General features: G+C 64.2%; 24 protein-coding genes. 11 read left to right on the forward strand and 13 right to left on the reverse strand.

The window, feature by feature from the left end; translation table 11 throughout:
• Positions 1-92 precede the first annotated feature (92 nt).
• On the forward strand, positions 93-893 hold the full coding sequence (locus tag AAHK21_RS12515) for a phosphatase PAP2 family protein (RefSeq protein WP_367857408.1): 801 nt from the start codon (positions 93-95) through the stop codon (positions 891-893).
• Positions 894-922: 29 nt separating this feature from the next.
• Here AAHK21_RS12515 and AAHK21_RS12520 read toward each other — a convergent pair whose 3' ends face one another.
• Entirely contained in the window at positions 923-1324 is a 402-nt protein-coding gene (locus AAHK21_RS12520) for an RNA-binding S4 domain-containing protein (RefSeq protein WP_367857409.1), read from the reverse strand.
• A 109-nt stretch (positions 1325-1433) separates the two neighbouring features.
• Here AAHK21_RS12520 and AAHK21_RS12525 point away from each other — a divergent pair, with 109 nt between their 5' ends.
• A complete protein-coding gene (locus AAHK21_RS12525) occupies positions 1434-1916 on the forward strand; it encodes an ATP-dependent zinc protease (RefSeq protein WP_038707162.1) in 483 nt (160 codons plus the stop codon).
• Positions 1913-2818 carry a 30S ribosomal protein S6--L-glutamate ligase gene (gene rimK / locus AAHK21_RS12530; protein ID WP_046857513.1) on the forward strand — a complete coding sequence of 302 codons (906 nt, stop codon included), beginning with the start codon at positions 1913-1915 and terminating at the stop codon, positions 2816-2818. Before AAHK21_RS12525 ends, rimK begins: the two co-directional genes overlap by 4 nt.
• 60 nt (positions 2819-2878) lie before the next feature.
• Here the strand turns inward: rimK and AAHK21_RS12535 are convergent, their stop codons facing one another.
• Together AAHK21_RS12535 and ompR are read right to left on the reverse strand one after the other, a co-directional pair.
• Positions 2879-4192, reverse strand: coding sequence for an ATP-binding protein (locus tag AAHK21_RS12535; protein ID WP_038707161.1), 1314 nt, complete (start codon positions 4190-4192; stop codon positions 2879-2881).
• A 94-nt stretch (positions 4193-4286) separates the two neighbouring features.
• Positions 4287-5027, reverse strand: a complete 741-nt coding sequence (ompR, locus tag AAHK21_RS12540; RefSeq protein ID WP_046857514.1) for a two-component system response regulator OmpR — start codon at positions 5025-5027, stop codon at positions 4287-4289.
• Between the two features lie 229 nt (positions 5028-5256).
• Here ompR and AAHK21_RS12545 point away from each other — a divergent pair, with 229 nt between their 5' ends.
• The 4 genes from AAHK21_RS12545 (at position 5257) to AAHK21_RS12560 (ending at position 10432) form a co-directional block, all read left to right on the forward strand.
• Positions 5257-7581, forward strand: coding sequence for a Tex family protein (locus tag AAHK21_RS12545; protein WP_367857410.1), 2325 nt, complete (start codon positions 5257-5259; stop codon positions 7579-7581).
• Complete coding sequence (locus AAHK21_RS12550) at positions 7581-7964, forward strand: PaaI family thioesterase (RefSeq protein ID WP_367857411.1); 384 nt, start codon at positions 7581-7583, stop codon at positions 7962-7964. The genes AAHK21_RS12545 and AAHK21_RS12550 overlap by 1 nt, the downstream gene beginning before the upstream one ends.
• A gap of 249 nt (positions 7965-8213) precedes the next feature.
• Entirely contained in the window at positions 8214-9806 is a 1593-nt protein-coding gene (gene gshA / locus AAHK21_RS12555; protein ID WP_367857412.1) for a glutamate--cysteine ligase, read from the forward strand.
• Entirely contained in the window at positions 9806-10432 is a 627-nt protein-coding gene (locus tag AAHK21_RS12560) for a TetR/AcrR family transcriptional regulator (protein WP_198753727.1), read from the forward strand. The genes gshA and AAHK21_RS12560 overlap by 1 nt, the downstream gene beginning before the upstream one ends.
• Positions 10433-10554: 122 nt before the next feature.
• Here the strand turns inward: AAHK21_RS12560 and AAHK21_RS12565 are convergent, their stop codons facing one another.
• The 8 genes from AAHK21_RS12565 to AAHK21_RS12600 all read right to left on the reverse strand — a co-directional run bounded on the left by AAHK21_RS12565 (position 10555) and on the right by AAHK21_RS12600 (position 17660).
• On the reverse strand, positions 10555-10770 hold the full coding sequence (locus AAHK21_RS12565; protein WP_008095172.1) for a molybdopterin-binding protein: 216 nt from the start codon (positions 10768-10770) through the stop codon (positions 10555-10557).
• Between the two features lie 30 nt (positions 10771-10800).
• Positions 10801-11613, reverse strand: coding sequence for an aliphatic sulfonates ABC transporter ATP-binding protein (ssuB, locus tag AAHK21_RS12570; protein ID WP_038707158.1), 813 nt, complete (start codon positions 11611-11613; stop codon positions 10801-10803).
• Positions 11613-12410 carry an aliphatic sulfonate ABC transporter permease SsuC gene (ssuC, locus tag AAHK21_RS12575; RefSeq protein ID WP_046857519.1) on the reverse strand — a complete coding sequence of 266 codons (798 nt, stop codon included), beginning with the start codon at positions 12408-12410 and terminating at the stop codon, positions 11613-11615. Before ssuC ends, ssuB begins: the two co-directional genes overlap by 1 nt.
• 11 nt (positions 12411-12421) lie before the next feature.
• The gene (gene ssuD, locus AAHK21_RS12580; RefSeq protein WP_038707156.1) at positions 12422-13570 is read right to left on the reverse strand and encodes an FMNH2-dependent alkanesulfonate monooxygenase; all 1149 of its coding nucleotides are present in this window, start codon (positions 13568-13570) and stop codon (positions 12422-12424) included.
• Positions 13571-13630: 60 nt separating this feature from the next.
• Positions 13631-14596, reverse strand: coding sequence for a sulfonate ABC transporter substrate-binding protein (locus AAHK21_RS12585; RefSeq protein ID WP_367857413.1), 966 nt, complete (start codon positions 14594-14596; stop codon positions 13631-13633).
• Positions 14597-14691: 95 nt separating this feature from the next.
• A complete protein-coding gene (ssuE, locus tag AAHK21_RS12590; protein ID WP_046857521.1) occupies positions 14692-15285 on the reverse strand; it encodes an NADPH-dependent FMN reductase in 594 nt (197 codons plus the stop codon).
• A gap of 219 nt (positions 15286-15504) precedes the next feature.
• Complete coding sequence (locus AAHK21_RS12595) at positions 15505-16143, reverse strand: peroxiredoxin (RefSeq protein ID WP_046857522.1); 639 nt, start codon at positions 16141-16143, stop codon at positions 15505-15507.
• 164 nt (positions 16144-16307) lie between these two features.
• On the reverse strand, positions 16308-17660 hold the full coding sequence (locus tag AAHK21_RS12600; protein ID WP_367857414.1) for an OprD family porin: 1353 nt from the start codon (positions 17658-17660) through the stop codon (positions 16308-16310).
• Between the two features lie 501 nt (positions 17661-18161).
• Here AAHK21_RS12600 and tauA point away from each other — a divergent pair.
• From tauA to tauD, 4 genes are read left to right on the forward strand one after another with little or no spacing between them, the layout of a single operon-like run.
• Entirely contained in the window at positions 18162-19133 is a 972-nt protein-coding gene (tauA, locus tag AAHK21_RS12605) for a taurine ABC transporter substrate-binding protein (protein WP_046857524.1), read from the forward strand.
• Positions 19134-19146: 13 nt separating this feature from the next.
• Complete coding sequence (tauB, locus tag AAHK21_RS12610) at positions 19147-19926, forward strand: taurine ABC transporter ATP-binding subunit (RefSeq protein WP_046857525.1); 780 nt, start codon at positions 19147-19149, stop codon at positions 19924-19926.
• On the forward strand, positions 19923-20762 hold the full coding sequence (tauC, locus tag AAHK21_RS12615) for a taurine ABC transporter permease TauC (RefSeq protein WP_367857415.1): 840 nt from the start codon (positions 19923-19925) through the stop codon (positions 20760-20762). The genes tauB and tauC overlap by 4 nt, the downstream gene beginning before the upstream one ends.
• A gap of 48 nt (positions 20763-20810) precedes the next feature.
• The gene (gene tauD / locus AAHK21_RS12620; protein WP_367857416.1) at positions 20811-21644 is read left to right on the forward strand and encodes a taurine dioxygenase; all 834 of its coding nucleotides are present in this window, start codon (positions 20811-20813) and stop codon (positions 21642-21644) included.
• A 109-nt stretch (positions 21645-21753) separates the two neighbouring features.
• Here the strand turns inward: tauD and betT are convergent, their stop codons facing one another.
• The gene (gene betT, locus AAHK21_RS12625; RefSeq protein ID WP_367858985.1) at positions 21754-23715 is read right to left on the reverse strand and encodes a choline transporter BetT; all 1962 of its coding nucleotides are present in this window, start codon (positions 23713-23715) and stop codon (positions 21754-21756) included.
• 256 nt (positions 23716-23971) lie between these two features.
• The gene (gene epsC, locus AAHK21_RS12630) at positions 23972-24910 is read right to left on the reverse strand and encodes a serine O-acetyltransferase EpsC (protein WP_046857529.1); all 939 of its coding nucleotides are present in this window, start codon (positions 24908-24910) and stop codon (positions 23972-23974) included.
• Positions 24911-25058 lie beyond the last annotated feature (148 nt).

Raw genomic sequence — 25058 nt, forward strand, 5'->3', positions numbered from 1 at the left:
AAAAATGATTACAAAATAATTACAGGAGACCGAAAGGTCCATCGCAGAGCGCTTACGAGGCGCTCACTTCCTGCTGGATATCGAGGTATTTTATGGACAATCGACCACTGTTCCAAGCAAGGTGGTCCTGGGGACCTTTGGCAGCCTGCACCCTGCTGCCCATCGCACTACTGTGTTTCTGGTTGTGGCCCGTTGGCCAGATCCTTTGCCTGACATTCGACGAGTGGCTGTTCCATAGCCTGAATGCGCCGCTGGCCGACAACACCACCTGGCGCTACATCTGGACCGTCGGCAGCCTGCGCCCGTTCGACGTTATCGTCGGCCTGATCCTTCTGGCAGTGCTTATCCGTGGTGACTGGGTGTTCAAGGCAGCCCAGGTCCGCCAGGCCTTTTTCGGCTTTCTGGTCACGCTACTCCTCTTAGTGGTGATTCGCGCGCTGTTTTCCAAGTGGGTGGATGCAGCCGGGTGGCAACACAAGAGCCCGTCGATGATGTTCGACGACGTGGTGCACCTCAGTGACTACTACCCGAACCTGGAGGCGGCCTGGGAACTCAAGGACCGCTCGAGCAAGAGTTTCCCCGGGGATCACGCCTCGGTGTTGCTGGTCTGGGCACTGTTCATGAGCCTGTTCAGCCGCCGCCCCCTGCAATACCTGCTGGTGTGGGGGCTGGCCCTGCTGTTCATGCTGCCGCGCCTGGTCGCCGGTGCCCACTGGGGGCAGGATGACTACATCGGTGGTTTGCTGATGGCGATGCTGGCGTTGGGCTGGAGCTGCTACACGCCGCTGGCGGCCAAAGGCAGCGCAGCGTTGCTGCGCTGGACTGCACCGCTGTTCGACCTGCTGGGCAGGTTGCCATTGATCGGGCGGATGAGTGTGATTCGCGCCGCCTGATCGCTCACGGGGCCGCTACGCGGCCCTCGTCACTCGAAACTGCCGTGCAACTGGTGAATCTGCCGCCGCTGCTTCTTGGTCGGCCGCCCGTCGGTGGTCACGCCCATCGTCCCCGCCTTGCGCATTTCAGCGGCCTGCTCGCGGCGCTTCACACTCTCGGCGGTTTCCTCGTACAACGTCTGTGCTTCGGGCGCGCCACGGCGCACCACCGACAACGCCCTGACCACCACGGTGCGCTCGTCGAACCCGGTGCGCAGCACGAACTCATCGCCCACCCGTGGCTCCTTGCCCGGCTTGCAGCGCTCGCCCCGGCAGTGCACCTTGCCGCTTTCAATGGCCGCCTTGGCCAATGCGCGGGTCTTGTAGAAGCGCGCTGCCCACAGCCACTTGTCCAGGCGTACCTTGTCGTCGTCTTCAGGCTTTTGTGCCATGGTTTTTCCTCGAATTCTGTCTTTCACGGAACTGTACTACCGTGACTGACAGATGCAAAAAGTCCGTGCCGTCATTACAGTTCACCTCCTTATCCGCAGGGCACGCTTAGTGAAGACATTTGACCACCTGACTGTGATCGGCCTGCGCGAGTGGGTCGCCCTGCCCGGCCTCGGCGTCGCCGGCCTGCGCGCCAAGATCGACACCGGCGCCAGCACCTCCAGCCTGCACGCCACGGAGGTCGAGCCGTTCGAACGCGATGGCCAGCAATGGGTACGCTTTACCGCCCACCTGGGCTCGGTGGTGCAACTGCGCCACCGGCGCTGCGAAGCGCCCATGGTGACCATGAAGACGATCAAGAGCTCCAACGGCCATGCCCAGACCCGCTATGTGATCCGCACGCCCCTGGCGCTCGGTGACCGGGTCTGGGAGGTCGAATTCACCCTGGCCTGCCGCAAGAGCATGCGCTATCGGCTGCTGCTCGGCTCGAAGGCGCTCATCCATGGCCAACTGGTGGTCAACCCCGGCCTCAAGTACGTTCAGGACAAACCGGCCTTCGCGGCCACCCTTTCCCCTGTCACAGGTGCTGCATGAAGATCGCTGTGCTGTCGCGCAATCCGCGTCTGTATTCCACCCGCCGCCTGGTCGAGGCCGGTACCCAGCGGGGCCACGAAGTGGTGGTGATCGACACGCTTCGGGCCTACATGAACATTGCCAGCCACAAGCCGCAGATCCACTACCGCGGCAAACCCCTGGAAGGCTTCGACGCGGTCATACCGCGCATCGGCGCCTCGGTCACCTTCTATGGCTGCGCGGTGCTGCGCCAGTTCGAGATGATGGGCGTCTACCCGCTCAACGAATCGGTGGCCATCGCCCGCTCGCGGGACAAGCTGCGCTCGCTGCAACTGCTGTCGCGGCGCGGTATCGGCCTGCCGGTCACCGGCTTCGCCCACTCGCCGGACGACATCCCCGACCTGATCCAGATGGTCAACGGCGCGCCACTGGTGATCAAGGTACTGGAAGGTACCCAGGGCATCGGCGTGGTGCTGTGCGAGACCACCAAGGCCGCCGAGTCGGTGATCGAGGCGTTCATGGGCCTGAAGCAGAACATCATGGTCCAGGAGTACATCAAGGAGGCCGGTGGCGCCGATATCCGCTGCTTCGTGGTCGGCGACAAGGTGATCGCCTCGATGAAGCGCCAGGCCAAGCCGGGCGAGTTCCGCTCCAACCTGCATCGCGGAGGCGTGGCCAGCCTGATCAAGATCACCCCCGAAGAGCGCATGACCGCGATTCGCGCGGCCAAGGTGATGGGACTGAGCGTGGCGGGTGTGGATATCCTGCGCTCGAACCATGGGCCACTGGTGATGGAGGTGAACTCGTCGCCGGGCCTGGAGGGGATCGAGGTGACTACCGGCAAGGACGTCGCCGGGATGATCATCGAGCACCTGGAAAAGAACAGCGGGCCCAATCAGACCCGGACCAAGGGCAAGGGTTAAACACATCGCGGGGCAAGTCGCAGCGGCGGTGCGCCGGTGCGACTTGCCCCGCGATTGATTTCACACAGCGTTACGCGGCAGCAACAACCCCAACGGCAACCGCACCCGCGCCTCGATCCCGCCACCGGAGCGGTTGCGCAATTCGACATTGCCGCCATGCTGCGCGGCGATACGCTTGACGATCGCCAGCCCCAGCCCGGTGCCCTTGCCGCCCCGCGCCCGGTCGCCACGGATGAACGGGTTGAAGATGGTCTCCAGCTCCGACTCGTCGATCCCCGCCCCGCGATCCAGCACGCTGAGCACCACATAAGGCGCGCTCTGGTCACCCGACACATAGGCCGCCACCTCGACCCCCTTGCCAGCGTGATGCAGGGCGTTGCCGATCAGATTACCGAGCATGCGCTTGAGCGAGACCCGACGCAGCGGGAACGGCGGAATCGGCTCGAGACACAGGCGCACCTGCTCCTCATGCTGGTTGTAAGGGGCCACCACTTCGTAGATCAGATCGTTCAGGTCGACCTCTTCCACCGGCTCGTCACGCCCGTCACGAATGAACGCCAGGAACTGGTCGAGGATCGCGTCCATGTCCTCGATATCGCGGACCATGTCCTCACTGAGGTCGCTTTCGTTGCCCATCAGCGACAACGACAGACGCAGCCGGGTCAGCGGCGTGCGCAAGTCGTGGGAAACGCCCGCCAGCATCAGCTCGCGTTCGCGCCCGGCCTGCTCGACATCTTCGGCCATCTGGTTGAACGCCCGGTACACTTCGGTCATTTCGCTGGGGGTATCGCTGATCGGCAAGCGCACACTGCGCCCCTGACCCAACTGGCGGGCAGCGAACACCAGGCGCTTGAGCGGCTGGTTGAGCTGGCGCACGAAGATCCAGGCCGACGCCGTGGACAGCAAGCCGATGGCCAGGAACCAGCCAAGCACGTTCCAGATCTTCTGCCCGCGCAGTGGGTGCGGATACAGCGGCACCTTGAGCCAGCCCGGGCCCAGGCTCGGGGCGTTCACCCATAACGCGGGCGGCGCGTGGATACGCAACCGCACTTCGGTGTCCTCGCCCAGCTCGGCCTGCATCTGGCGCTGGTAGATCTCGCTGTAGGGCCAGTGTTGCTCGCCCTCCGGCACGCCGGCGCCGGTCACACGGATCAAGCCGGCGGCCTCGGCAATCTGGTCGCGGTTCTCTTCATCCGCTGCCCAATAGGCACGCAGCGTCAGGGCCACGCCGTGGCTGTACTGGCGGTCGACCAGCACGTCCTCGTTCATCAGCAGGTACACGAGCGTCAGTGCCTTGGAGAACAGCACGACGATCAGCACCAGCCAGAGGGTGCGAGCGAAGAAGCTTTGCGGGAACCAGAGAGGCGTTTTCATCGATCTACTACTTTGCTGAAAAGGCCGGTCGCCGTAGACGAAAACAGGGCGACCCGCATGGGTCGCCCTGCTGCACCCTGACGAGCCGGCAGGCTCATTTGCCGGCGTTTCCGTCCGGCACGAAGACGTAGCCCACACCCCATACGGTCTGGATGTAACGCGGCTTGGAAGGATCGGGCTCAATCATCCGGCGCAGGCGCGAGATCTGCACGTCGATGGAGCGCTCAAGGGCATCCCACTCACGGCCACGGGCCAGGTTCATCAGCTTGTCGCGGGTCAGCGGCTCGCGAGCGTGCATCACCAGGGCCTTGAGCACGGCGAATTCGCCGGTGGTGAGCATGTGCGTTTCTTCACCGCGCTTGAGCTCGCGGGTGGCCAGCGACAGTTCGTAGTCGCCGAAGGTGACGGTCTCTTCCTCGCTGCCCGGCGCGCCTGGCACTGCCGGGGCCTGGCGGCGCAGCACGGCCTTGACCCGGGCCACCAGCTCGTCTGGGTTGAACGGCTTGGCCAGGTAATCGTCGGCGCCAAGCTCCAGCCCCTTGATACGGCTGAGCTCATCGCCCTTGGCGGTGAGCATGATGATCGGGATCTGGTTGTTCGAGGCGCGCAGGCGCTTGCACGCCGACAGGCCGTCCTCGCCCGGCAGCATCAGGTCGAGCACCACCAGATTGAACACTTCACGGGCCAGCAGGCGATCCATCTGTTCGACGTTGGGCACGGTGCGCACACGGAAGCCCTTGCTGGTGAAGAAACGGTCCAGCAGGCTGCTCAGGCCCGGGTCGTCGTCGACGATGAGAATCTTGTCGCCTTCTACGGCGTTTGCGGTGCTGGTCATGAATTACTCCTCTGATATCGCCGCGCATTATGGCGTAGCCATTGCCGCGCGTGCCGTGTGCATTGTTAGCAGATTTTTCCCGCCGTGCCACTGCCGCCCCATCGACGACTGGCGCCGCGCCATCACCGCAAGCTCGGCCCGATGGGTATAATGCGCGGCTTTCACCCAGTGTCGCCGGGGCTGAACGCCCACCCGCGGCCTTGCATTCACTATTTGTCAGGTGGTTTTCATGGACAGCATCAACAGCCGTATCGCCGAGGAACTGGGCGTGCGCCCACAGCAGGTCGAAGCGGCCGTGGGCCTGTTGGACGAAGGATCGACCGTGCCCTTCATCGCCCGTTACCGCAAGGAAGTGACCGGCAGCCTGGATGACACCCAACTGCGCCACCTGGAAGAGCGCCTGCGCTACCTGCGCGAGCTCGACGAGCGCCGCGCCAGCATCCTGGCCAGCATCGAGGAGCAGGGCAAGCTGACTCCGGAGCTGGCCCGCGAGATCAAGCTGGCCGATACCAAGACCCGCCTCGAAGACCTCTACCTGCCGTACAAGCAGAAGCGCCGCACCAAGGGCCAGATCGCCCTGGAAGCCGGCCTGGGCGAGCTGGCCGACGGCCTGTTCGACGACCCGCAACTGAACCCGGAAGCCGAAGCCGCGCGCTTCGTCGACGCGGACAAGGGCGTGGCCGACGTCAAGGCTGCCCTGGAAGGCGCCAAGTACATCCTCATGGAGCGCTTCGCCGAAGACGCCGGCCTGCTGGACAAGCTGCGCAACTTCCTCAAGCAGGAAGCAGTACTCACTGCCCGCGTAGTCGCCGGCAAGGAAGACGAAGGCGCCAAGTTCCGCGATTACTTCGCCCACGACGAACTGCTGCGCAACGCGCCGTCGCACCGTGCCCTGGCGATCTTCCGCGGGCGCAACGAAGGCGTGCTGAGCGCCTCGCTGAAGGTCGGCGAAGAACTGCCGGGCACCCTGCACCCGTGCGAGGTGATGATCGGCAACCATGTCGGCATCGAGAACCGCAACCGCCCCGCCGACAAGTGGCTGGGCGAGGTGGTGCGCTGGACCTGGAAGGTCAAGCTCTACACCCACCTGGAAACCGACCTGTTCGGCGAGCTGCGCGACAACGCCGAAGGCGAGGCGATCAACGTCTTCGCCCACAACCTGCACGACTTGCTGCTGGCCGCCCCGGCCGGCCCGCGCGCCACCCTGGGCTTCGACCCGGGCCTGCGTACCGGCTGCAAGATCGCCGTGGTCGATGCCACCGGCAAGCTGCTGGACTACACCACGGTCTACCCGCACGCGCCGAAGAATGACTGGGACCGCACCATTTCCGTGATGGCCGCGCTGTGCGCCAAACACTCGGTGGAGCTGATCGCCATCGGCAACGGTACTGCCAGCCGCGAGAGCGACAAGCTGGTGGCGGAGCTGGTGAAGAAGTACCCGGCACTGAAGATCACCAAGATCATGGTTTCCGAGGCTGGCGCTTCGGTGTACTCGGCCTCTGAACTGGCCGCCCGCGAGTTCCCCGACCTGGACGTGTCGATCCGCGGCGCGGTGTCCATTGCCCGCCGTCTGCAGGACCCGCTCGCCGAGCTGGTGAAGATCGACCCGAAATCCATCGGCGTCGGCCAGTACCAGCACGACGTGTCGCAGGTGAAACTGGCCCGTGGCCTGGACGCCGTGGTCGAGGACTGCGTGAACGCCGTGGGCGTGGACGTCAACACCGCCTCGGTGGCGCTGCTGACACGCATTTCCGGCCTCAATGCCACCCTGGCGCAGAACATCGTCGCCCACCGCGACGCCAACGGCCCGTTCGCCACCCGCGCCGCGCTGAAAAAGGTCAGCCGCCTGGGCGAGAAAACCTTCGAGCAGGCCGCCGGCTTCCTGCGCGTGATGAACGGCGACAACCCGCTGGACGCCTCGGCGGTGCACCCGGAAGCCTACCCACTGGTGCAGCGCATCGCCGCCGACACCGACCGTGACATCCGCTCGCTGATCGGCGACAGCGGCTTCCTCAAGCGCCTGGACCCGAAGAAATTCACCGACGAGTCCTTCGGCCTGCCGACCGTCACCGACATCCTCCAGGAACTCGACAAGCCAGGTCGCGACCCGCGTCCGGAGTTCAAGACCGCCACCTTCCAGGACGGCGTCGAGGACCTCAAGGACCTGGAACCCGGCATGATCCTCGAAGGCGTGGTGACCAACGTCACCAACTTCGGTGCTTTCGTCGACATCGGCGTGCACCAGGATGGTCTGGTGCACATCTCGGCGCTGTCGGAGAAGTTCGTCAAGGACCCGCGTGAAGCGGTCAAGGCCGGCGACGTGGTCAAGGTCAAGGTCATGGAAGTGGACATCCCGCGCAAGCGCGTCGGCCTGTCCATGCGCATGAGCGACACCCCGGGCGAGAAGGTCGAGGGCAACCGCGGCGGCAACCGCGGCAATGGCGGCAACCGCCAGCAGCAGGCGCCGCGCCAGCGCGAGGCCACCGCCGCCGCGCCGGCCAACAACGCCATGGCAGCGCTGTTCGCCAACGCCAAGCAACTGAAGAAGAAGTGATGGAAGTACCGAAGGAGTACGTCGAAAGCGCCTTCAGCCAGCTCCTCGGCTGCCGCCTGCAACGCCTGGAAACGGGTGTTGCAGAAGTGGCCCTGGCGCTCGAGCCGCACCTGCGCAACCGTGGCCAGAAGCTGCACGGCGGGGCGATCTTCAGCCTGGTCGATATCAGCATGGGCCTGGCCTGCTCGGCCAGCCATGGTTTCGACCAGCAGAGCGTGACCATCGAGTGCAAGATCAACTACATGCGCCCCGTCAGCGAGGGCGAGGTCGTATGCACCGCCCGGGTGCTGCATGCGGGACGGCGGACCCTCGTGGTCGACGCCGACGTGCTCCAGGACGACAAGCTGGTGGCCAAGGCGCAGGGAACCTTCGCGGTTCTCTAGCTGATGTAGCTAAATCTGCGGTATTTTCGAGCTACTCGGGGCCGCTTCGCGCGCCATCGCCGGCAAGCCGGCTCCCACAGGGGTATGCATGCTCTGTGGGAGCCGGCTTGCCGGCGATGGGGCGCGAAGCGGCCCTGAAATCGACGCTAAGCCTAGCCGGAACCGCATAAACCAGGCGACAACGCCAGTTCCTTTCCCAACTACCCTTGTAGACCGTCATCTCTACCCCCATATTGGGGCGACTGACGCGTGAAGGAATCCATCTTGAGCGACCTCCTCAACCGCCGCCTGAGCCTGCTCGGCGACAATATCGACCTGCTCAAGCAGTGCCTGCACGGCATTGAGCGCGAATGCCTGCGCGTGACCAAAGAAGGTCGCCTGGCCCAGACCCCACACCCCGAAGCACTGGGTTCGGCGCTGACCAACGAGCAGATCACCACCGACTATTCCGAGTCGCTGCTGGAGTTCATCACCCCAGCCCTGGCGGACCCTGCCAAGGTGCTCGAAAGCCTCGAACAGACCCACCGCTTCGTCTACAGCAAACTGGGCGACGAACTGCTGTGGAGCCCGTCGATGCCCTGCGCGTTGCCGGCCGAAGAGGACATCCCGATCGCCGAGTACGGCAGCTCGAACATCGGCAAGCTCAAGCACGTGTACCGCAAGGGCCTGGCCCTACGTTACGGCCGCACCATGCAGTGCATCGCCGGCATCCATTACAACTTCTCGCTGCCCGAGGCGCTGTGGCCGCTGTTGCGCGATGCCGAAGGCGGCGAGCAGGACGACCGCGACTACCAGTCCTCGGCCTATATCGCGCTGATCCGCAACTTCCGCCGCTACAGCTGGCTGCTGATGTACCTGTTCGGCGCGTCCCCGGCCCTGGACAAGGGCTTCCTGCGCGGCCGCCCGCACCAGCTCGAAGAACTCGACGCCGAAACACTGTACCTGCCCTACGCCACCAGCCTGCGCATGAGCGACCTGGGCTACCAGAGCAACGCCCAGGCGGGCCTGACGCCCTGCTACAACAACCTGGCCAGCTACACCGACAGCCTGCGCAAGGCCGTCGGCACGCCCTACCCGCCCTATGTCGAGGTCGGCACGCACGTCGATGGCGAGTGGGTGCAGTTGAACACCAACATCCTGCAGATCGAGAACGAGTACTACTCGAACATCCGCCCCAAGCGCGTCACCTACACCGGCGAGCGGCCGATCCAGGCCCTGACCTCGCGCGGCGTGCAGTACGTGGAAGTGCGCTGCCTGGACATCAACCCGTTCCTGCCAGTGGGCATCGACCTGACCGAGGCGCGTTTCCTCGACGCCTTCCTGCTGTTCTGCGCCCTCGAAGAGAGCCCGCAACTGGACAACGGCGAGTGCGGCCAGTGCACCGACAACTTCCTCACCGTGGTCAAGGAAGGTCGGCGCCCGGGCCTGGAGCTGCGCCGTGACGGCCAACCGGTCGCATTGAAGGAGTGGGCAAGCGAACTGATCGAGCGGATCGGCCAGCTGGCCGGGCTGCTCGACCGTGCCCAGGGTGGCAATGACCACGCCAAGGCCCTGGAAGCACAGCAGGCCAAGGTCGAAGACCCCGAGCTGACGCCATCGGCCCAGGTGCTGGCGCGCATGACCGAACATGACGAGACCTTCGTCCAGTTCTCCCTGCGCCAAAGCCGCCTGCACGCCGAGAGCTTCCGCGAGCAGCCACTGAGCAGCGCGCAGCAACAGGCCTTCGAAACCCTGGCTCGCGAGTCGATCGCCAAGCAGTCCGAGCTGGAACAGGAAGAGGTCGGTGACTTCGACCTGTTCGTCGGTGCCTACCAGGCCAGCATCCTGGCAATCAGCAACTGATGAACCGCACCGCCACCCCGCGCAAGCCACGCGCCAGCAGCCAGGCCAGGATCGAAGCGATCCTCGCCGCGGCGCGCGAGCTGCTGGCAGGGCAAGGGGTGGCGGGGTTGTCGATCTACAGCGTGGCGGAACGGGCGCAGATTCCGCCATCGTCGGTGTATCACTTCTTCGCCAGCGTGCCGGCCTTGCTGGAGGCGCTGACCGCCGACGTGCACCGGGCATTTCGCGAAGCCTTGAGCGCACCGATCGACAGCGCGGCGTTCAGCACCTGGCATGGCCTGTCGCGGCTGATCGAGCAGCGCATGCTCGACATCTACAACGAAGACGCCGCGGCGCGGCAGCTGATCCTCGCCCAGCATGGTTTGAGCGAAGTGGTCCAGGCTGATCGCCAGCATGATCTGGAATTGGGCGAGTTGATGCACCAACTGTTCGACCGGCATTTTCAGTTGCCAGCGATGCCGAGGGATGTGCACGTGTTCGCCCTGGCGATGGAACTGAGCGACCGGGTGTATGCCCGCTCGATGCAGCTGCATGAGGCGATCACGCCACGCATGGCGGAGGAAGGGATGCGCGTGTTCGAGGCGTATCTCGGGCTGTATCTGCCGCCTTATCTGGCCAAACGCTGACCCTGAGCCCTGCAAATATCCTGTAGGAGCGGCTTTAGCCGCGATGCCGCCAACGCGATGTCTGGCACCCGCTCCGCAGGTGATCGCGGCTAAAGTCGCCCCTAAAGGTACCGTGCAAGACTTCAGAGCTTGGCGATGGACACCTCGGTCGATTTCACGAAGGCGATCACCTCGCTGCCCACCTGCAACTCGAGCTCCTTCACGGAACGGGTGGTAATCACCGAGGTAACGATGCCAGAGGCGGTCTGCACGTCGATTTCAGACAGTACCGGGCCTTCGAGGATTTCCTTCACGGTGCCTTTGAACTGGTTGCGAACGTTGATGGCTTTGATGGTCATGGCGTCATTCCTTTTTGCGGTTTCGGGGATTCAATGAGCCCAACGCAACTGCGTGGGCAACGGGGCGACAGGTTCCGGATCGGGCGGCGTTCCCGGGACGGAGAGAACACGGTTGAGCACTTCGCTTTCCAGCGCCGCCAGGCGGTGCGAACCCCGCACTCGAGGTCGCGGCAGGTCGATGACCAGGTCCAGGCCGACGGCGCCGTCTTCGATCAGGATCACCCGGTCGGCCACGGCGACGGCTTCGCTGACGTCGTGGGTGACCAGCAGCACGGTAAAACCGTGCTGGCGCCACAGGCGCTCGATCAGTTGCTGCATCTCGATACGGGTCAGGGCGTCCAGCGCGCCCAAGGGCTCATCCAGCAGCAGCAGGCGCGGCTGATGAATGAGCGCCCGGGCAAGGGCCACCCGCTGTTTCTGGCCACCGGACAAGGCCGCCGGCCACTCATTGGCGCGATCGACCAGGCCGACCGCCTCCAGGGCTTCCAGGGCGCGTGGCCGCCAGTTGCCGGACAACCCCAGGCCGACGTTGTCGATCACCTTCTTCCAGGGCAGCAGGCGCGCGTCCTGGAACATCAGCCGGGTATCCTCGCGGGCCTCGGCAAGCGCTGCGGCGCCCGCCAGCAATTGGCCGCCGCTGGGCTGGTCGAGCCCGGCCAGCAGGCGCAACAAGGTGCTTTTACCGCAACCACTGCGACCAACGATGGCGACGAACTGGCCAGCCGGAATGTGCAGATCGATCCCGCGCAGTACTTCGCGCTGGCCGAACGTACGACGCAGGTCCCGGGCCGCCAGGGGGATGCCACGCAGCAGGCGTGGCGGTTGTGCCTTGAGCACCGTCATCACGCGCCCTCCTTCTTCGCCACCTGGTAGGCCGGGTGCCAACGCAACCACACACGCTCCAGGCCACGGGCGGCCAGGTCGGCCAGCTTGCCGAGCACCGCGTACAGGACGATCGCCAGCACCACCACGTCGGTCTGCAGGAACTCGCGGGCGTTCATTGCCAAATAACCGATGCCGGCATTGGCCGAGATGGTCTCGGCGACGATCAGCGTCAGCCACATGAAACCCAGGGCGAAGCGCACGCCGACCAGGATCGAGGGCAGCGCACCCGGCAGGATCACCTGGCGGAACAGCGCGAAGCCCGACAGCCCGTAGCTGCGCGCCATCTCCACCAGCGCCGGATCGACGTTGCGGATCCCGTGATAGGTGTTCAGGTAGATGGGGAACAGCGTCCCCAGGGCTACCAGGAAAATCTTTGCCGACTCGTCGATGCCGAACCACAGGATCACCAGCGGGATCAGCGCCAGGTGCGGCACGTTGCGGATCATCTGCACCGAACTGTCGAGCAGGCGCTCGCCCCAGTTCGACAGGCCGGTGATGAAGCCGAGCAACAGGCCGAGACTGCCGCCGATCACGAAGCCCAGGCCGGCACGCCAGCCGCTGATGGCCAGGTGGGTCCAGATCTGGCCACTGCGCACCAGCTCGACGCCGGCACTGACCACCGCGCTCGGCGCCGGCAGGATGCGGGTCGACAGCCAGCCTGCGCTGACCGCCAACTGCCATACCGCCAGCAGCAGGATCGGCAGGGCCCAGGGCGCCAGGCGCTTGGACCAGGTGGTGGTGGATGCACGACTCATGGCCCCGGCCCTCAGCTCTGCGACACGGATTTGGGCAGGATGTCGTTGGCGACCATTTCACCGAACGGGCTCACGTAGCCGCCGGTTTTCGGCTGCTCCGGGCGCTGCACGTCCAGATGCGGGAACAGCAGCTCGGCGACGCGGTACGACTCTTCGAGGTGTGGATAGCCCGAGAAGATGAAGGTATCGATGCCAAGATCGGCGTATTCCTTGACCCGCGCCGCGACGGTCGGGCCATCGCCCACCAACGCGGTGCCGGCGCCACCACGCACCAGGCCGACGCCGGCCCACAGGTTCGGTGCCACTTCGAGCTTGTCGCGCTTGCCACCGTGCAGCGCGGCCATGCGCTGCTGACCGACCGAGTCGAAGCGCGCCAGCGACGCCTGGGCGCGGGCGATGGTGTCGTCGTCCAGGTGCGAGATCAGCCTGTCGGCGGCAGCCCAGGCCTCCTCGTTGGTTTCCCGCACAATCACGTGCAAGCGAATGCCGAAGCGCACCTCACGGCCCTGGGCGGCCGCTTTCTCACGTACCGCAGCAATCTTCTCGGCCACCGCGGCCGGCGGCTCGCCCCAGGTCAGGTACAGCTCGACCTGTTCGGCGGCCAGGTCCTGGGCAGCGTCGGACGACCCACCGAAGTACAGCGGCGGGCGCGGCTGCTGGATCGGCGGGTAGAGCAGCTTGGCGCCTTTGACCTGGATGTGCTTGCCGTCGTAGTCGACCGTTTCGCCTTCGAGCACCTTGCGCCAGATACGGGTGAACTCCACCGACGCCTCATAGCGTTCCTGGTGGTTCAGGTGCAGGCCATCACCGGCCAGTTCGTCCGGATCGCCACCGGTCACCAGGTTGAACAATGCACGGCCGTTGGACAGACGATCCAGGGTCGCGGCCTGACGGGCGGCGACGGTCGGCGAGATGATCCCCGGGCGCAGGGCCACCAGGAACTTCAGGCGCTCGGTCACCGGAATCAGCGACGCCGCCACCAGCCAGGAGTCCTCGCAGGAACGTCCAGTGGGGATCAGCACGCCGCCGAAGCCCAGGCGGTCGGCGGCCTGGGCGATCTGGCTCAGGTAGCCGTGATCGACGGCGCGGGCGCCTTCGCTGGTGCCCAGGTACTTGCCGTCACCATGGGTAGGGAGGAACCAGAAAATGTTAAGGCTCATTGGAGTTGTCTCCTCAAGGGTGGCTCATGCCGGGGCGACGCCCCGGCGCAGGCGAAACGTTCAAGGCGCACTGGCGACCTTGGCCGGGGGTGTCCAGATCACGTCCTTGATGCTCAAGGGCTTGGGAATCAGCTTCAGGGCCTGGAAGGTGTCGGCAATCTTCTGCTGCGCGGCGATCACTGCCGGGGTCAGCGGCGCGGCTCCGTAGCCTTGGCGCTTGACCGAAGTCAGGGTGATGTCGGCGGGCAGGCCAAGCAGCGGCGCAACCTGGTCGGTGACCTGCTGCGGATTGGCCTGGGACCATTCGCCCACGGCGCGCACTTCTTCAACCAGGGTGTTGATCACCGCCGGGTGCTGGGTCGCATAGCTGCGGGTGGCGAGGTAGAACTGGTGATTGTCGACCAGATCCTTGCCGTCACGCAGGGTGCGTGCCTGCAGCTGTTGCTCGGCGGCGGCCTGGTACGGGTCCCAGATCACCCAGGCATCGACACTGCCGCGCTCGAAGGCGGCACGGGCATCGGCCGGGGGCAGGTAGACGGGCTGGATATCGGTGTACTTGAGACCGGCGTCTTCCAGGGCACGCACCAGCAGGTAATGCACGTTGGAACCCTTGTTGAGGGCGACTTTCTTGCCCTTGAGCTCCTTCACCGACTGGATCGTCGACCCCTTCGGCACCAGGATCGCCTCGCTGTGCGGAGCTGGTGGCTCATAGGCGACGTAGAGCAGATCGGCGCCCGCGGCCTGGGCAAATACCGGCGGCGTTTCGCCGGTCACGCCAAAGTCAATGGAGCCGACGTTGAGACCTTCGAGCAGCTGTGGACCGCCGGGGAACTCGGTCCATTGCACGTCGATGCCCTGTTCCTTCAGGCGCTTTTCCAGCGAGCCCTTGGCCTTGAGCAGCACCAGGGTGCCGTATTTCTGGTAACCGATACGCAGGCTCTCGGCCTGGGCTTGGCTGATGGCGCCGAAGGACACAGCCGCCGCGAACAGGGCGACCAGACCACGACGCAAGAAGACTGTGCGCATGGCGCTCTCCTGTGCGAGTTGGGTTCGGGTAGCACCTGCTTGCCTCGTTGGCGGGCGAGTAAGGTGGGGACAGCGATGGAGCGGTCAAGCCTGGTTCAGATACTCCAGCGGGCACTGATCAGGCGTTCGTTGAGCACGCCGGGGGCGACAGGTTGGGGCCGGCGCGCCATGGCGCTGTGGAATGTTTCCAGCGAATCCTGCAGACGCTGCTCCAGGGCAGCGGCCAGTTGCGCGGGTCGGGTGCCCTCACCGTAGGCAATCTGGCTGTCGTCGGCGAAGATCCCTTGCAGGGTCTCCTGCGCCTTGAGGGCCGACAGCACGGGTTTGAGCGCGTAGTCCACGGCCAACATGTGGGCGATGCTGCCACCGGTTGCGATCGGCAACACCACCTTGTGTTCCAGGGCCCGCTCGGGCAGCAGGTCGAGCAAGGTCTTCAAGGCCCCGGCGAAGGACGCCTTGTACACCGGGGTGGCCACCACCAGGCCGTCGGCCTGGGCTACAAGTTCGTTGAAGTGGCGCACCTGCGGGCTGTCGAAACGGGCATGCAGCAGATCTTCGGCGGGAAACTCACGCACCTGGAAGGTCACCACTTCGACGCCACGCTCTTGCAGCCAGTCGCGCGAGCGTTCTAGCAGCACGCCGGAGCGTGAACGAAGACTGGGGCTACCACCGACAGAGACAACCAGCATTGAAAGCGCTTCCTTCGATTCGATTGCAGGGCCGCGAGGGGTTGTCCCCGCTGGATGTAACGACATTAACAGCTCGTCACATATACCTATAAATCATATTTTTTCATTTGTTTATTCCATTTATGAATTTCTGATTTGTTGTAGCCACGCAATAAAAAAGGGCCGTCGAAACGGCCCGAAGATCCCTGCTTGGCTAAGAGCAATGCAACGAGGAATGCTTCAACGATTGGGTTGCGGGGTCAGCCGCAGATAGGGTTTCACCGCCCGATACCCTTTCGGGAAACGACGTTTGATTTCATCTTCGTCCTTGAGCGAAGGCACGATCACTACCTCATCGCCGTCCTGCCAGTTGCCCGGCGTGGCGACCTTGTAGTTGTCGGTCAGCTGCAGCGAGTCGATCACCCGCAGGATCTCGTTGAAGTTGCGCCCGGTACTGGCCGGATAGGTAATGGTCAGGCGCACCTTCTTGTTCGGGTCGATGACGAACAGCGAACGCACGGTCAGGGTGTCGCTGGCATTGGGGTGGATCAGGTCGTACAGGTCGGAGACCTTGCGATCGGCATCGGCGATGATCGGAAAGTTGACCACGGTGTTCTGGGTCTCGTTGATGTCGTCGATCCACTTGTGGTGCGAGTCCACCGGGTCCACCGACAGGGCGATGGCCTTGACCCCGCGCTTGGCGAAATCATCCTTGAGCTTGGCGGTCAGGCCCAGCTCGGTGGTGCACACCGGGGTGAAGTCGGCCGGGTGGGAGAACAGCACGCCCCAGCTGTCGCCCAGCCATTCGTGGAAACGGATCTTGCCGGCGCTGGAATCCTGTTCGAAATCGGGGGCGATATCGCCGAGTTTGAGGCTCATGGAAGCGGCTCCTGTGCTGTGTCTGGCCTTGTGGGTTCAATGTGCCTGCTTCCGAATAAAAATAAAAAGAATAAATATCGATTTATTTATAACCAGATTGCATACGGATTCGCAGACACAAAAAAGCCTCGCGCTAGGCGAGGCTTTCTTTGTACAGCTACGACTTACATGAAGGCGTAAGTGTAGTTGACGATGAAGCGAGTCTGGTCCTGGTCGGCTGCGGAGCCCGAACCGGTACCACGGTAGACACCCTGGCGCAGGCTGAAGCCCAGGCCCTTGAGGGTGCCTTCCTGCAGAACGTAGTCGACGCGAGCGTCACGTTCCCACTCGCTGAAGGTACCGTGGCCATTGGTGGCACGGCCATCTTCACCACGCAGGTAAGCAACCGATGCTTTCAGGCCCGGCACGCCCAGACGTGCGAAGTCGTAGGAGTACTGACCGAAGGTGGTGTTTTCACCGGCCTTGGCGAACTGGTTGATCATGCTGTCGGTGAACAGATAGAAGCTCGCGCCGCCATTACCTTCCAACGGAGAGGTGGAGCCGTCCTTGCGCACGTTGCCCTGGTTCAGCCAAACAAAGCCGCCATCATCGCTGATCTGCTGATGCCCCAGCATCAGCGCGTGGCCACCCAAGGTGTAGGTGAACATGGCCGACCAAGTCTTGTTGTCGACTTCGCCGGTGTGCTTGGCGTAGCCGCCGTTGTTGCCGAAGTTGTAGCCGTTACCGCTGCCGTTCTTGCCGTCGCTGCTGCTGTCAAAGTAGCGCAGATCGGTTTTGAACGACTGATCGTCGGCGATCTTGAAGACGTGAGTAGCGCCCAGGAAGTGCTGTTTGTAGAAGTCTTCCAGGTTCGAGTAGTAGTACTGCAGGGTCAGGTCTGGAGTGAGTTTGTAGTCCAGGCCACCGAAGCGGAACTTGTTGCTGTCGCGGTACGCACCCTGCACGGAGAGCCCGGTGCGATTGCTCGAGGCACGGCCCATCGCATGGGTCAGTTGACCGGCATTGATGGTCAGGTTGTCGATTTCCTTGGAGGTGACGGTGGCACCCTCGAAGGTTTGCGGCAGCAGACGACCATCGTTGGAAACGAGGATTGGCAGGTTCGGAGCGAGAGCACTACCGAAATGGGCTTCAGTCTTCGAGAAACGAGCCTTGGCGTTGGCACCGAAGCGGGCCCACTGGGCCACGGAGGAGCCGTTGCTGTCGCTCGGCATGAAGGTGCTGCCATCCTGGTGGTAGCCCTTGCCACCATCCAGGTGGATGCCCCACAGAGCCTGGGCATCGACACCAAAGCCAACGGTGCCTTCGGTGAAGCCGGAGATGTAGTCAAGCTTGAAACCTTGACCGGACTCACGCACGTCAGGACGTGGCTTGCTACCAGGCGCTTCACGGTTATCGTTGTTGAAGTACATGGTGCGCGAGCTCAGGGACAGCTTGCTGTCCTCGATGAAACCTGCAGCGCCTGCTTGTTGGGCGAGAACCCCCAGTGCCACGGCCAGGGCCAGGCTGGACTTGTACATGTTTTGCTCCTCTACGTTCTAATTTTTGTGCGTCTCAAGCGGCGGAATCTGCTGCCCCACTCACCCGGATTGGCGATTTAGCCCTAAAGCGTGACCGCCAAGTCAATCGCTAACGATCGATTCGCGACTTTGGTCTAATCCGTCGATCTGCGCTACAGGATAATGACAATCCTATAAATCCAAAATGACCGTTTTATGAATCTGTAAGATTTTTACGGAATAACATCGGAACCATTCCTACAAATCGTTGTATCGACGCCGTCAATCATACCTTTAGGTTATGTGCAAACGTTTGCAGGGGTGGCGACCGACGGCCTCCCGTCGGAACCGATCAAGCCTAGCTGGCTTGGCAGATTCCGCCACCGGTACCGCCGCCCCACACGGGCGGGGGTCAGAGCGATTGGCTTTTAAGCTAATTCTAAAAAGTTATTTATTTCATATTTCTTAGATCATCTAGTCTTCTCGCCATCTACCCCCGAATGCCTGACGAGAGGTTCAACCATGATCCCGCATGCTCCGCTGCGCCTGTTCGCCGCCCTGACCCTCGCCAGTGCCAGCTGGCTGGCCCAGGCCGCCGACCTGACCGTTGCCTACCAGACCACCGTCGACCCGGCCAAGGTGGCCCAGGTCGATGGCACCTATGAAAAGGACAGCAAGGCCAGCATCGACTGGCGCAAGTTCGACAACGGCGCCGATGTGATCACCGCCGTCGCTTCGGGCGACGTGCAGATCGGCTACCTCGGCTCCAGCCCGCTGGCCGCCGCCGCCACCCGCAAATTGCCTGTGGAAACCTTTCTGATCGCCACCCAGATCGGCGCCGGTGAAGCCCTGGTCGCCCGCGACAGCATCAAGACCCCGCAGGATCTGGTCGGCAAGAAGGTCGCCGTGCCGTTCGTTTCCACCGGCCACTACAGCCTGTTGGCCGCATTGAAGAGCTGGAACATCGACCCGTCGAAAGTGCAGATCCTCAACCTCGCGCCACCGGCGATCATCGCCGCCTGGAAACGCGGCGACATCGACGCCACCTACGTCTGGGACCCGGCCCTGGGCGTGGCCAAGGAAAACGGCAAGGTACTGATCACCTCCGGCGAGCTGGCCGAGAAAGGCGCGCCGACCTTCGACGCCTGGATCGTGCGCAAGGACTTCGCCGCCAAGCACCCGGAGATCGTCAAGTCGTTCGCCAAGGTCACCCTCGACGCCTATGCCGATTACCGCAAGGACCCGCAAGCCTGGCTGGCCAACAAGGACAACGTCGCCAAGCTGGTCAAGCTGTCTGGCGCCAAACCCGCCGATATTCCGGTGCTGCTGCAGGGCAACGTCTACCCACTGGCCGCCGACCAGGCCAGCGCACTCGGCGCACCGACCACCCAGGCGCTGACCGACACCGCCACCTTCCTCAAGCAACAGGGCAAGGTCGATGCCGTGCTGCCGGACTACGCGCCCTACGTCAGCGCCCAGTACCTGCCCAACTGATCCGGAGCCCGTCATGGCCTTGCTCGAGCTGGAGCGCATCAGCGCACAGTACCCCGGCGCCACCACCCCGGTGCTGGCAGACATCAACCTGAGCCTGGGTCCGCGCCAGCTGCTGGTGGCCCTCGGGCCTTCCGGCAGCGGCAAGACCTCGCTGCTCAACCTGATCGCCGGCTTCGTCGCCCCCAGCGGCGGGCGCATCACCCTCGATGGCGCACCGGTGCAAGGCCCAGGCGCCGAGCGCGGCGTGGTGTTCCAGGACGACGCCCTGCTGCCCTGGCAGGATGTGCTCGGCAACGTCGCCTTTGGCCTGGAACTGGCCGGCGTGCCGCGTGCGCAGCGTGAAGCCAAGGCGCGCGAGATGCTGGCGCTGGTAGACCTGGCCGGCTTCGGCGAGCGGCGTGTGTGGCAATTGTCCGGCGGGCAGAAGCAGCGCGTGGGCCTTGCCCGGGCGCTGGCCGCCGATCCGCGAGTGCTGTTGATGGACGAACCGTTCGGCGCCCTCGATGCCTTTACCCGTGAACAGATGCAGGAGCTGTTGCTGCAGGTCTGGCAGCGCACCGCCAAGCCAGTGTTCCTGATCACCCACGACATCGAGGAAGCGGTATTCCTCGCCACCGAGCTGGTGCTCCTGGCGCCCAATCCGGGACGGGTGGTCGAGCGCCTGCAACTGGACTTCGGTCAGCGCTACGCCGCTGGCGAGTCGGCCCGGGCGATCAAGTCCGATCCACGCTTCATCGAGACCCGCGAGCACGTGCTGGCGCGGGTGTTCTCGCAACGTCAGGAGTCCGCATGAGCAGTATCGAATTGCCAGCCGCCGCCAAGCAGGCAGCCCGGACGCCACCTGTCGTGAAAACCCGCAAGCCCTTGCCGACCCGCTGGATCAGCGCCCTCACCCTGGCCTCGCTGCTGTTGGTGTGGTGGCTGGTTACCGCCGCCGGCTGGATCGAGCCGCTGTTCCTGCCCTCGCCCGCGGATATCCTGGCCAAGGGCTGGACGCTGCTCACCCAGGGCTACATGGACGCCAGCCTGTGGCAGCACCTGGGCGCGAGCCTGGGGCGCATCGGCCTGGCGCTGCTGGCCGCCACCCTGACCGCCATCCCGGTGGGCATCGCCATCGGCTACAACCGCGTGGCCCGCGGCATCCTCGATCCGCTGATCGAGTTCTACCGACCGATTCCGCCGCTGGCCTACCTGCCGCTGATCGTCATCTGGTGCGGCATAGGCGAGCTGTCGAAAGTGCTTTTGATCTACCTGGCGATCTTCGCCCCGATTGCCATCGCTACCGCTACCGGCGTGCGCACCGTCGACCCCGCCAAGCTGCGTGCCGCGCAGTCGCTGGGCGCCAGCAAAATCCAGCTGATCCGCCATGTGATCCTGCCCAGTGCACTGCCCGACATCCTCACCGGCATCCGCATCGGCCTCGGCGTGGGCTGGTCGACGCTGGTGGCCGCCGAGCTGATCGCCGCCACCAGTGGCCTGGGCTTCATGGTGCAGTCGGCAGCGCAGTTCCTGGTCACCGATGTGGTGGTCCTGGGGATCCTGCTGATCGCCCTGATCGCCTTCGCCCTGGAGATGGGCCTGCGCGCCCTGCAGCGCAAGCTGGTGCCCTGGCACGGCCAGAGCCATTGACCACCGAATGACCACGCCGGCAACCCGGCACCTGCAACGAGAAACCACATGAGCCTGACCGTTACCCCCTTGAGCCCGGCACTGGGCGCGCAGATCAGCGGCGTGGACATCAGCCGCGACATCACTGCCGAACAGCGTGATGCCATCGAGCAGGCGCTGCTCGAACACCAGGTGCTGTTCTTCCGCGACCAACCGATCACCCCCGAGCAGCAGGCGCGCTTCGCCGCCCGCTTCGGCGACCTGCATATCCACCCGATCTATCCCAATGTGCCGGAGACACCGCAGGTACTGATCCTCGACACCGCAGTCACCGATGTGCGCGACAACGCCATGTGGCACACCGACGTGACCTTCCTGCCCACCCCGGCGCTGGGCGCGGTGCTCAGCGCCAAGCAGTTGCCGGCCTATGGCGGCGACACTCTGTGGGCCAGCGGCATCGCCGCGTTCGAGGCGCTGTCGGCGCCGCTGCGCACGATGCTCGACGGCCTGACCGCCACCCATGATTTCACCAAGTCGTTCCCGCTGGAGCGTTTCGGCACCACGCCCGAGGACCTGGCACGCTGGGAAGCCACCCGGCGCAACAACCCGCCGCTGTCGCACCCGGTGGTACGTACCCACCCGGTCAGCGGGCGCAAGGCATTGTTCGTCAATGAAGGTTTCACCACGCGGATCAACGAATTGAATGAGCAGGAGAGCGAGGCGCTGCTCAAGCTGCTGTTCGCCCATGCGACGCGGCCGGAGTTCAGCATTCGCTGGCGTTGGCAGGAAAATGACGTGGCGTTCTGGGACAACCGCGTGACGCAGCACTTTGCGGTGGATGATTACCGGCCCAGCCGGCGGGTAATGCATCGGGCGACCATCCTGGGGGATGCGCCGTTCTGAAAGATCGGGGGGAGGCCTTTGGCTTCCTTTCGCTGGCGAGCCAGCTCCCACAGGTTTTGCAACAACCCTGTGGGAGCCAGCGAAAGGGCCGCATAGCGTCCCCAGCGATCTACCTGACCAGGTGCAGGTACTGCATGTGCCGCTCGTACTGGTCGAGGATGTCGTTGATGATCTGTTCCTTGCTGTAGCCCACCAGGTCGTAGTTCTGGCTGCCCTCGGACAGGTGCACCTCCGCACGGTAGTAGCGGCGGTTCTTCAAGTCCTGGGTGCCCAGCCCGCCCAGGGCGAACGATGGCGTGAAGTAACCGCGCATCTGCACCTGGTAGATGAACGGCTGTTCCTCGCCATGACCGATCTTCAGGCTGACGTTGTCGTGGCTCGGGTCGTCCTGGGTGATCAGCACCAGGCCCTTCTGCTCGAACACCTCGCGCACTTCGGCAATGGCCGGGCGCACCACGTCGTCCATGAAGCGATACACCTCGTCCCGAGACGGGAAGTGCACCGCCTGGCTCAGACGCTGGCGCCAGCCGCCGCGCCCGCGCCGGGATTGGGCGAAGGGCGCCAGCGAATGCATCTGCGCGATCTGCCGCTGGCTTTCCAGATAGAAGGCCTTGTGCAGCCCCCACATCATGCACAGCAGGATCAGCGAGAACGGCAGCGAGGTCAGCACCACCGCCGACTTCAGCGAGTCGATGCTGCCGGCGAACAGCAGGCTGCTGGTAATCAGCGCAGTCATTGCGCCCCAGAAGATCCGCAGCCAGTTCGGGCCGTCCTCGTCGGCGCCGCCGCCCTTGGCCGACAGCGTCGACAGCACCACGGTGCCGGAGTCGGCCGAGGTGACGAAGAACACAAAGCTGATGAACACCGTCACGGCGATCACCGTCTTGCTCCACGGGTAGGTTTCCAGCAGCAGGTACAGGCTCATCGACGGGTTGTCGAGGGCTGACTGGCCGAGCGCGGTCATGCCGTGGTTGATCACCTGGTCGAGGGCGCTGTTGCCGAAGATCGACATCCACGCCAGGGTGAAGCCCAGCGGGATCAGCAGCACGCCGAAGACGAACTCGCGAATGGTCCGGCCCCGCGAGATACGGGCGATGAACAACCCCACGAACGGCGCCCAGGCAATCCACCAGGCCCAGTAGAACACCGTCCAACCGCCCAGCCAGTCGCGCTGCTCGCCGTAGGCGTACACATCGAAGCTCTTACGCGGCAGGGCGCCAAGGTAGTCACCGAGGTTCTGGATCAGGGTGTTGAACAGGTGCTGGGTGGGCCCGGCGAACAGCACGAACAGCAGCAACGCGCAGGCCAGGAACAGGTTGATGTCGCTCATCACCCGCACGCCCTTCTCCACCCCGGCGACCGCCACGGCCACGGCCGCGCCCATCATCAGGGTGATGAGGATCACCTGCACCCATTGGCTGTGGCTGATGCCGAACAGGTAGTCCAGGCCTGCGTTCAGGTGCAGCACGCCAAAGCCCATGTCGGCGCCCAGGCCGAAGACCGTGGCGATGATGCCGAAGCCATCCACCGCGTAGCCGATCGGCCCGTTGATGCGCTTGCCGATCAGCGGGTACAGCGCTGAACGCAGGGCCAGCGGCAGGTTGTGCCGATAAGCGAAGTAAGCCAGCGCCATGCCGACGAAGGCGAACACACCCCAGCCGTGCAGGCCCCAGTGCAGGAACAGGATCTGCATCGCCTGGCGCCCGGCCTCGGCCGTGCCCGCCTCGCCTTGGGGCGGCTGGAGCATGTGGGTCAGCGGTTCGGAGACGCAGAAGAAGAACAGCGTGATGCTGATGCCGGCGGCGAACAGCATGCCGGCCCAGGACAGGTAGCTGAACTCGGGTTCGTCATGGTCGGCGCCGAGCTTGATCTTGCCGTAGCCCGACAAGGCAGTGACCACCACGAACACCAGGTACAGGGTCATGGCCAGCATGTAGTACCAGCCGACCGTGTTGGCCGCCCAGTACTGCGCGGCCAGCAACCACTCGCCGGCAGCCTGGGGCTGGGCGATGACGATCAGGCCGAAAATGAGGATGAAGCTTGCCGCGAAATAGAACACGGGGGGGTTCATGCGGATCTTGCCGTTGGCAAGGTCGGGGGTCGGTGCACTCATCGAACGGGCACCTCGGCACGGGACGTGAGGTTCGGATTGAACGGGTTCAGCAAAGGCGATTCCTCCTTTTGAACACCGGCAATGGACCAGCGTTTTTCGTTGAACAAGCGTTCAAGTTAAACATGGATTGGATTTCAATGCGACCCGATGCCGCTCCAGGGCGTGATCGAGGTGGGGGCGGGAAGTCCCGCCGCCACGCCTCATAAGCCTTGAGCTAGAGGGCTTTCTTGCCCTCGCAATCGAGCTGCAGGTTCGCCTGGGTAATGTTGCTGTCAGCCGGCACGCTGCGGGTCAGCCAGACGTTGCCGCCAATGGTCGAACCCTTGCCGATGGTGATCCGCCCGAGGATGGTCGCGCCAGCGTAGATCACCACGTCGTCCTCGACGATCGGGTGCCGCGCCAGGCCCTTGTGCAAGGTGCCGGACTCGTCGCTGGGGAAGCGCTTGGCGCCCAGGGTCACCGCCTGGTAGATGCGCACCCGCTCGCCGATGATCGCGGTCTCGCCGATCACCACGCCGGTGCCATGGTCGATGAAGAAGCTCGGGCCGATCTGCGCACCGGGGTGGATGTCGATGCCGGTGGCCGAGTGCGCCAGCTCCGAACTGATCCGCGCCAGCAGCGGCAGGCCGGCTCGATAGAGGTGGTGGGCCAGCCGGTGGTGGATGATCGCCAGGATGCCCGGGTAGCACAGCAGCACCTCGTCGACGCTGCGCGCCGCCGGGTCGCCGTGGAAGGCGGCGAGTACGTCGGTGTCCAGCAGCACGCGCAGCGCCGGCAGGGCCGCCGCAAAATCCTGGATCAGGCGCAGGGCGTGGGTATCGACATCGACCACATCGGTCTTGCCATGGCGCGCCGCGTAGCGCAGTTCCAGACGGGCCTGGGCCAGCAGCGCGGTGAGGGCGGCGTCGAGGGTGTGGCCCACATAAAAGTCCTCGCTTTCCTCGCGCAGGTCCACCGGCCCAAGGCGCATGGGGAACAGCGCGCCGCACAACTGCTCGAGGATCTGCCGCAGCGCCTCGCGCGACGGCAGTTCGCGCCCGCCCTGCTCGCCGCTGCTGCGGCCATTGCTGCTGCGCCACTGCTCGCGGGCGTTGCGCAGGCCACTGACGATACCCTGCAACTGCCAGTGCCCGGTTGATGGTTGTTCGCTCACGGTGTTTCTCCTGCCAGGCGGCTTTCTCGATATGCGTACGCTCCTCACAAGGAGGTGTAAAACACGATACGTCAAATCTGCCTCTTGGAAAAAACAACGCTTTATTCCATCCTGAGCTAAGTCGGGTATAAGCCGCTGCAATTTGCAG

The sequence above is a fragment of the Pseudomonas sp. TE50-2 genome (assembly GCF_040813665.1).
Taxonomy (GTDB): Bacteria; Pseudomonadota; Gammaproteobacteria; order Pseudomonadales; family Pseudomonadaceae; genus Aquipseudomonas; species Aquipseudomonas soli.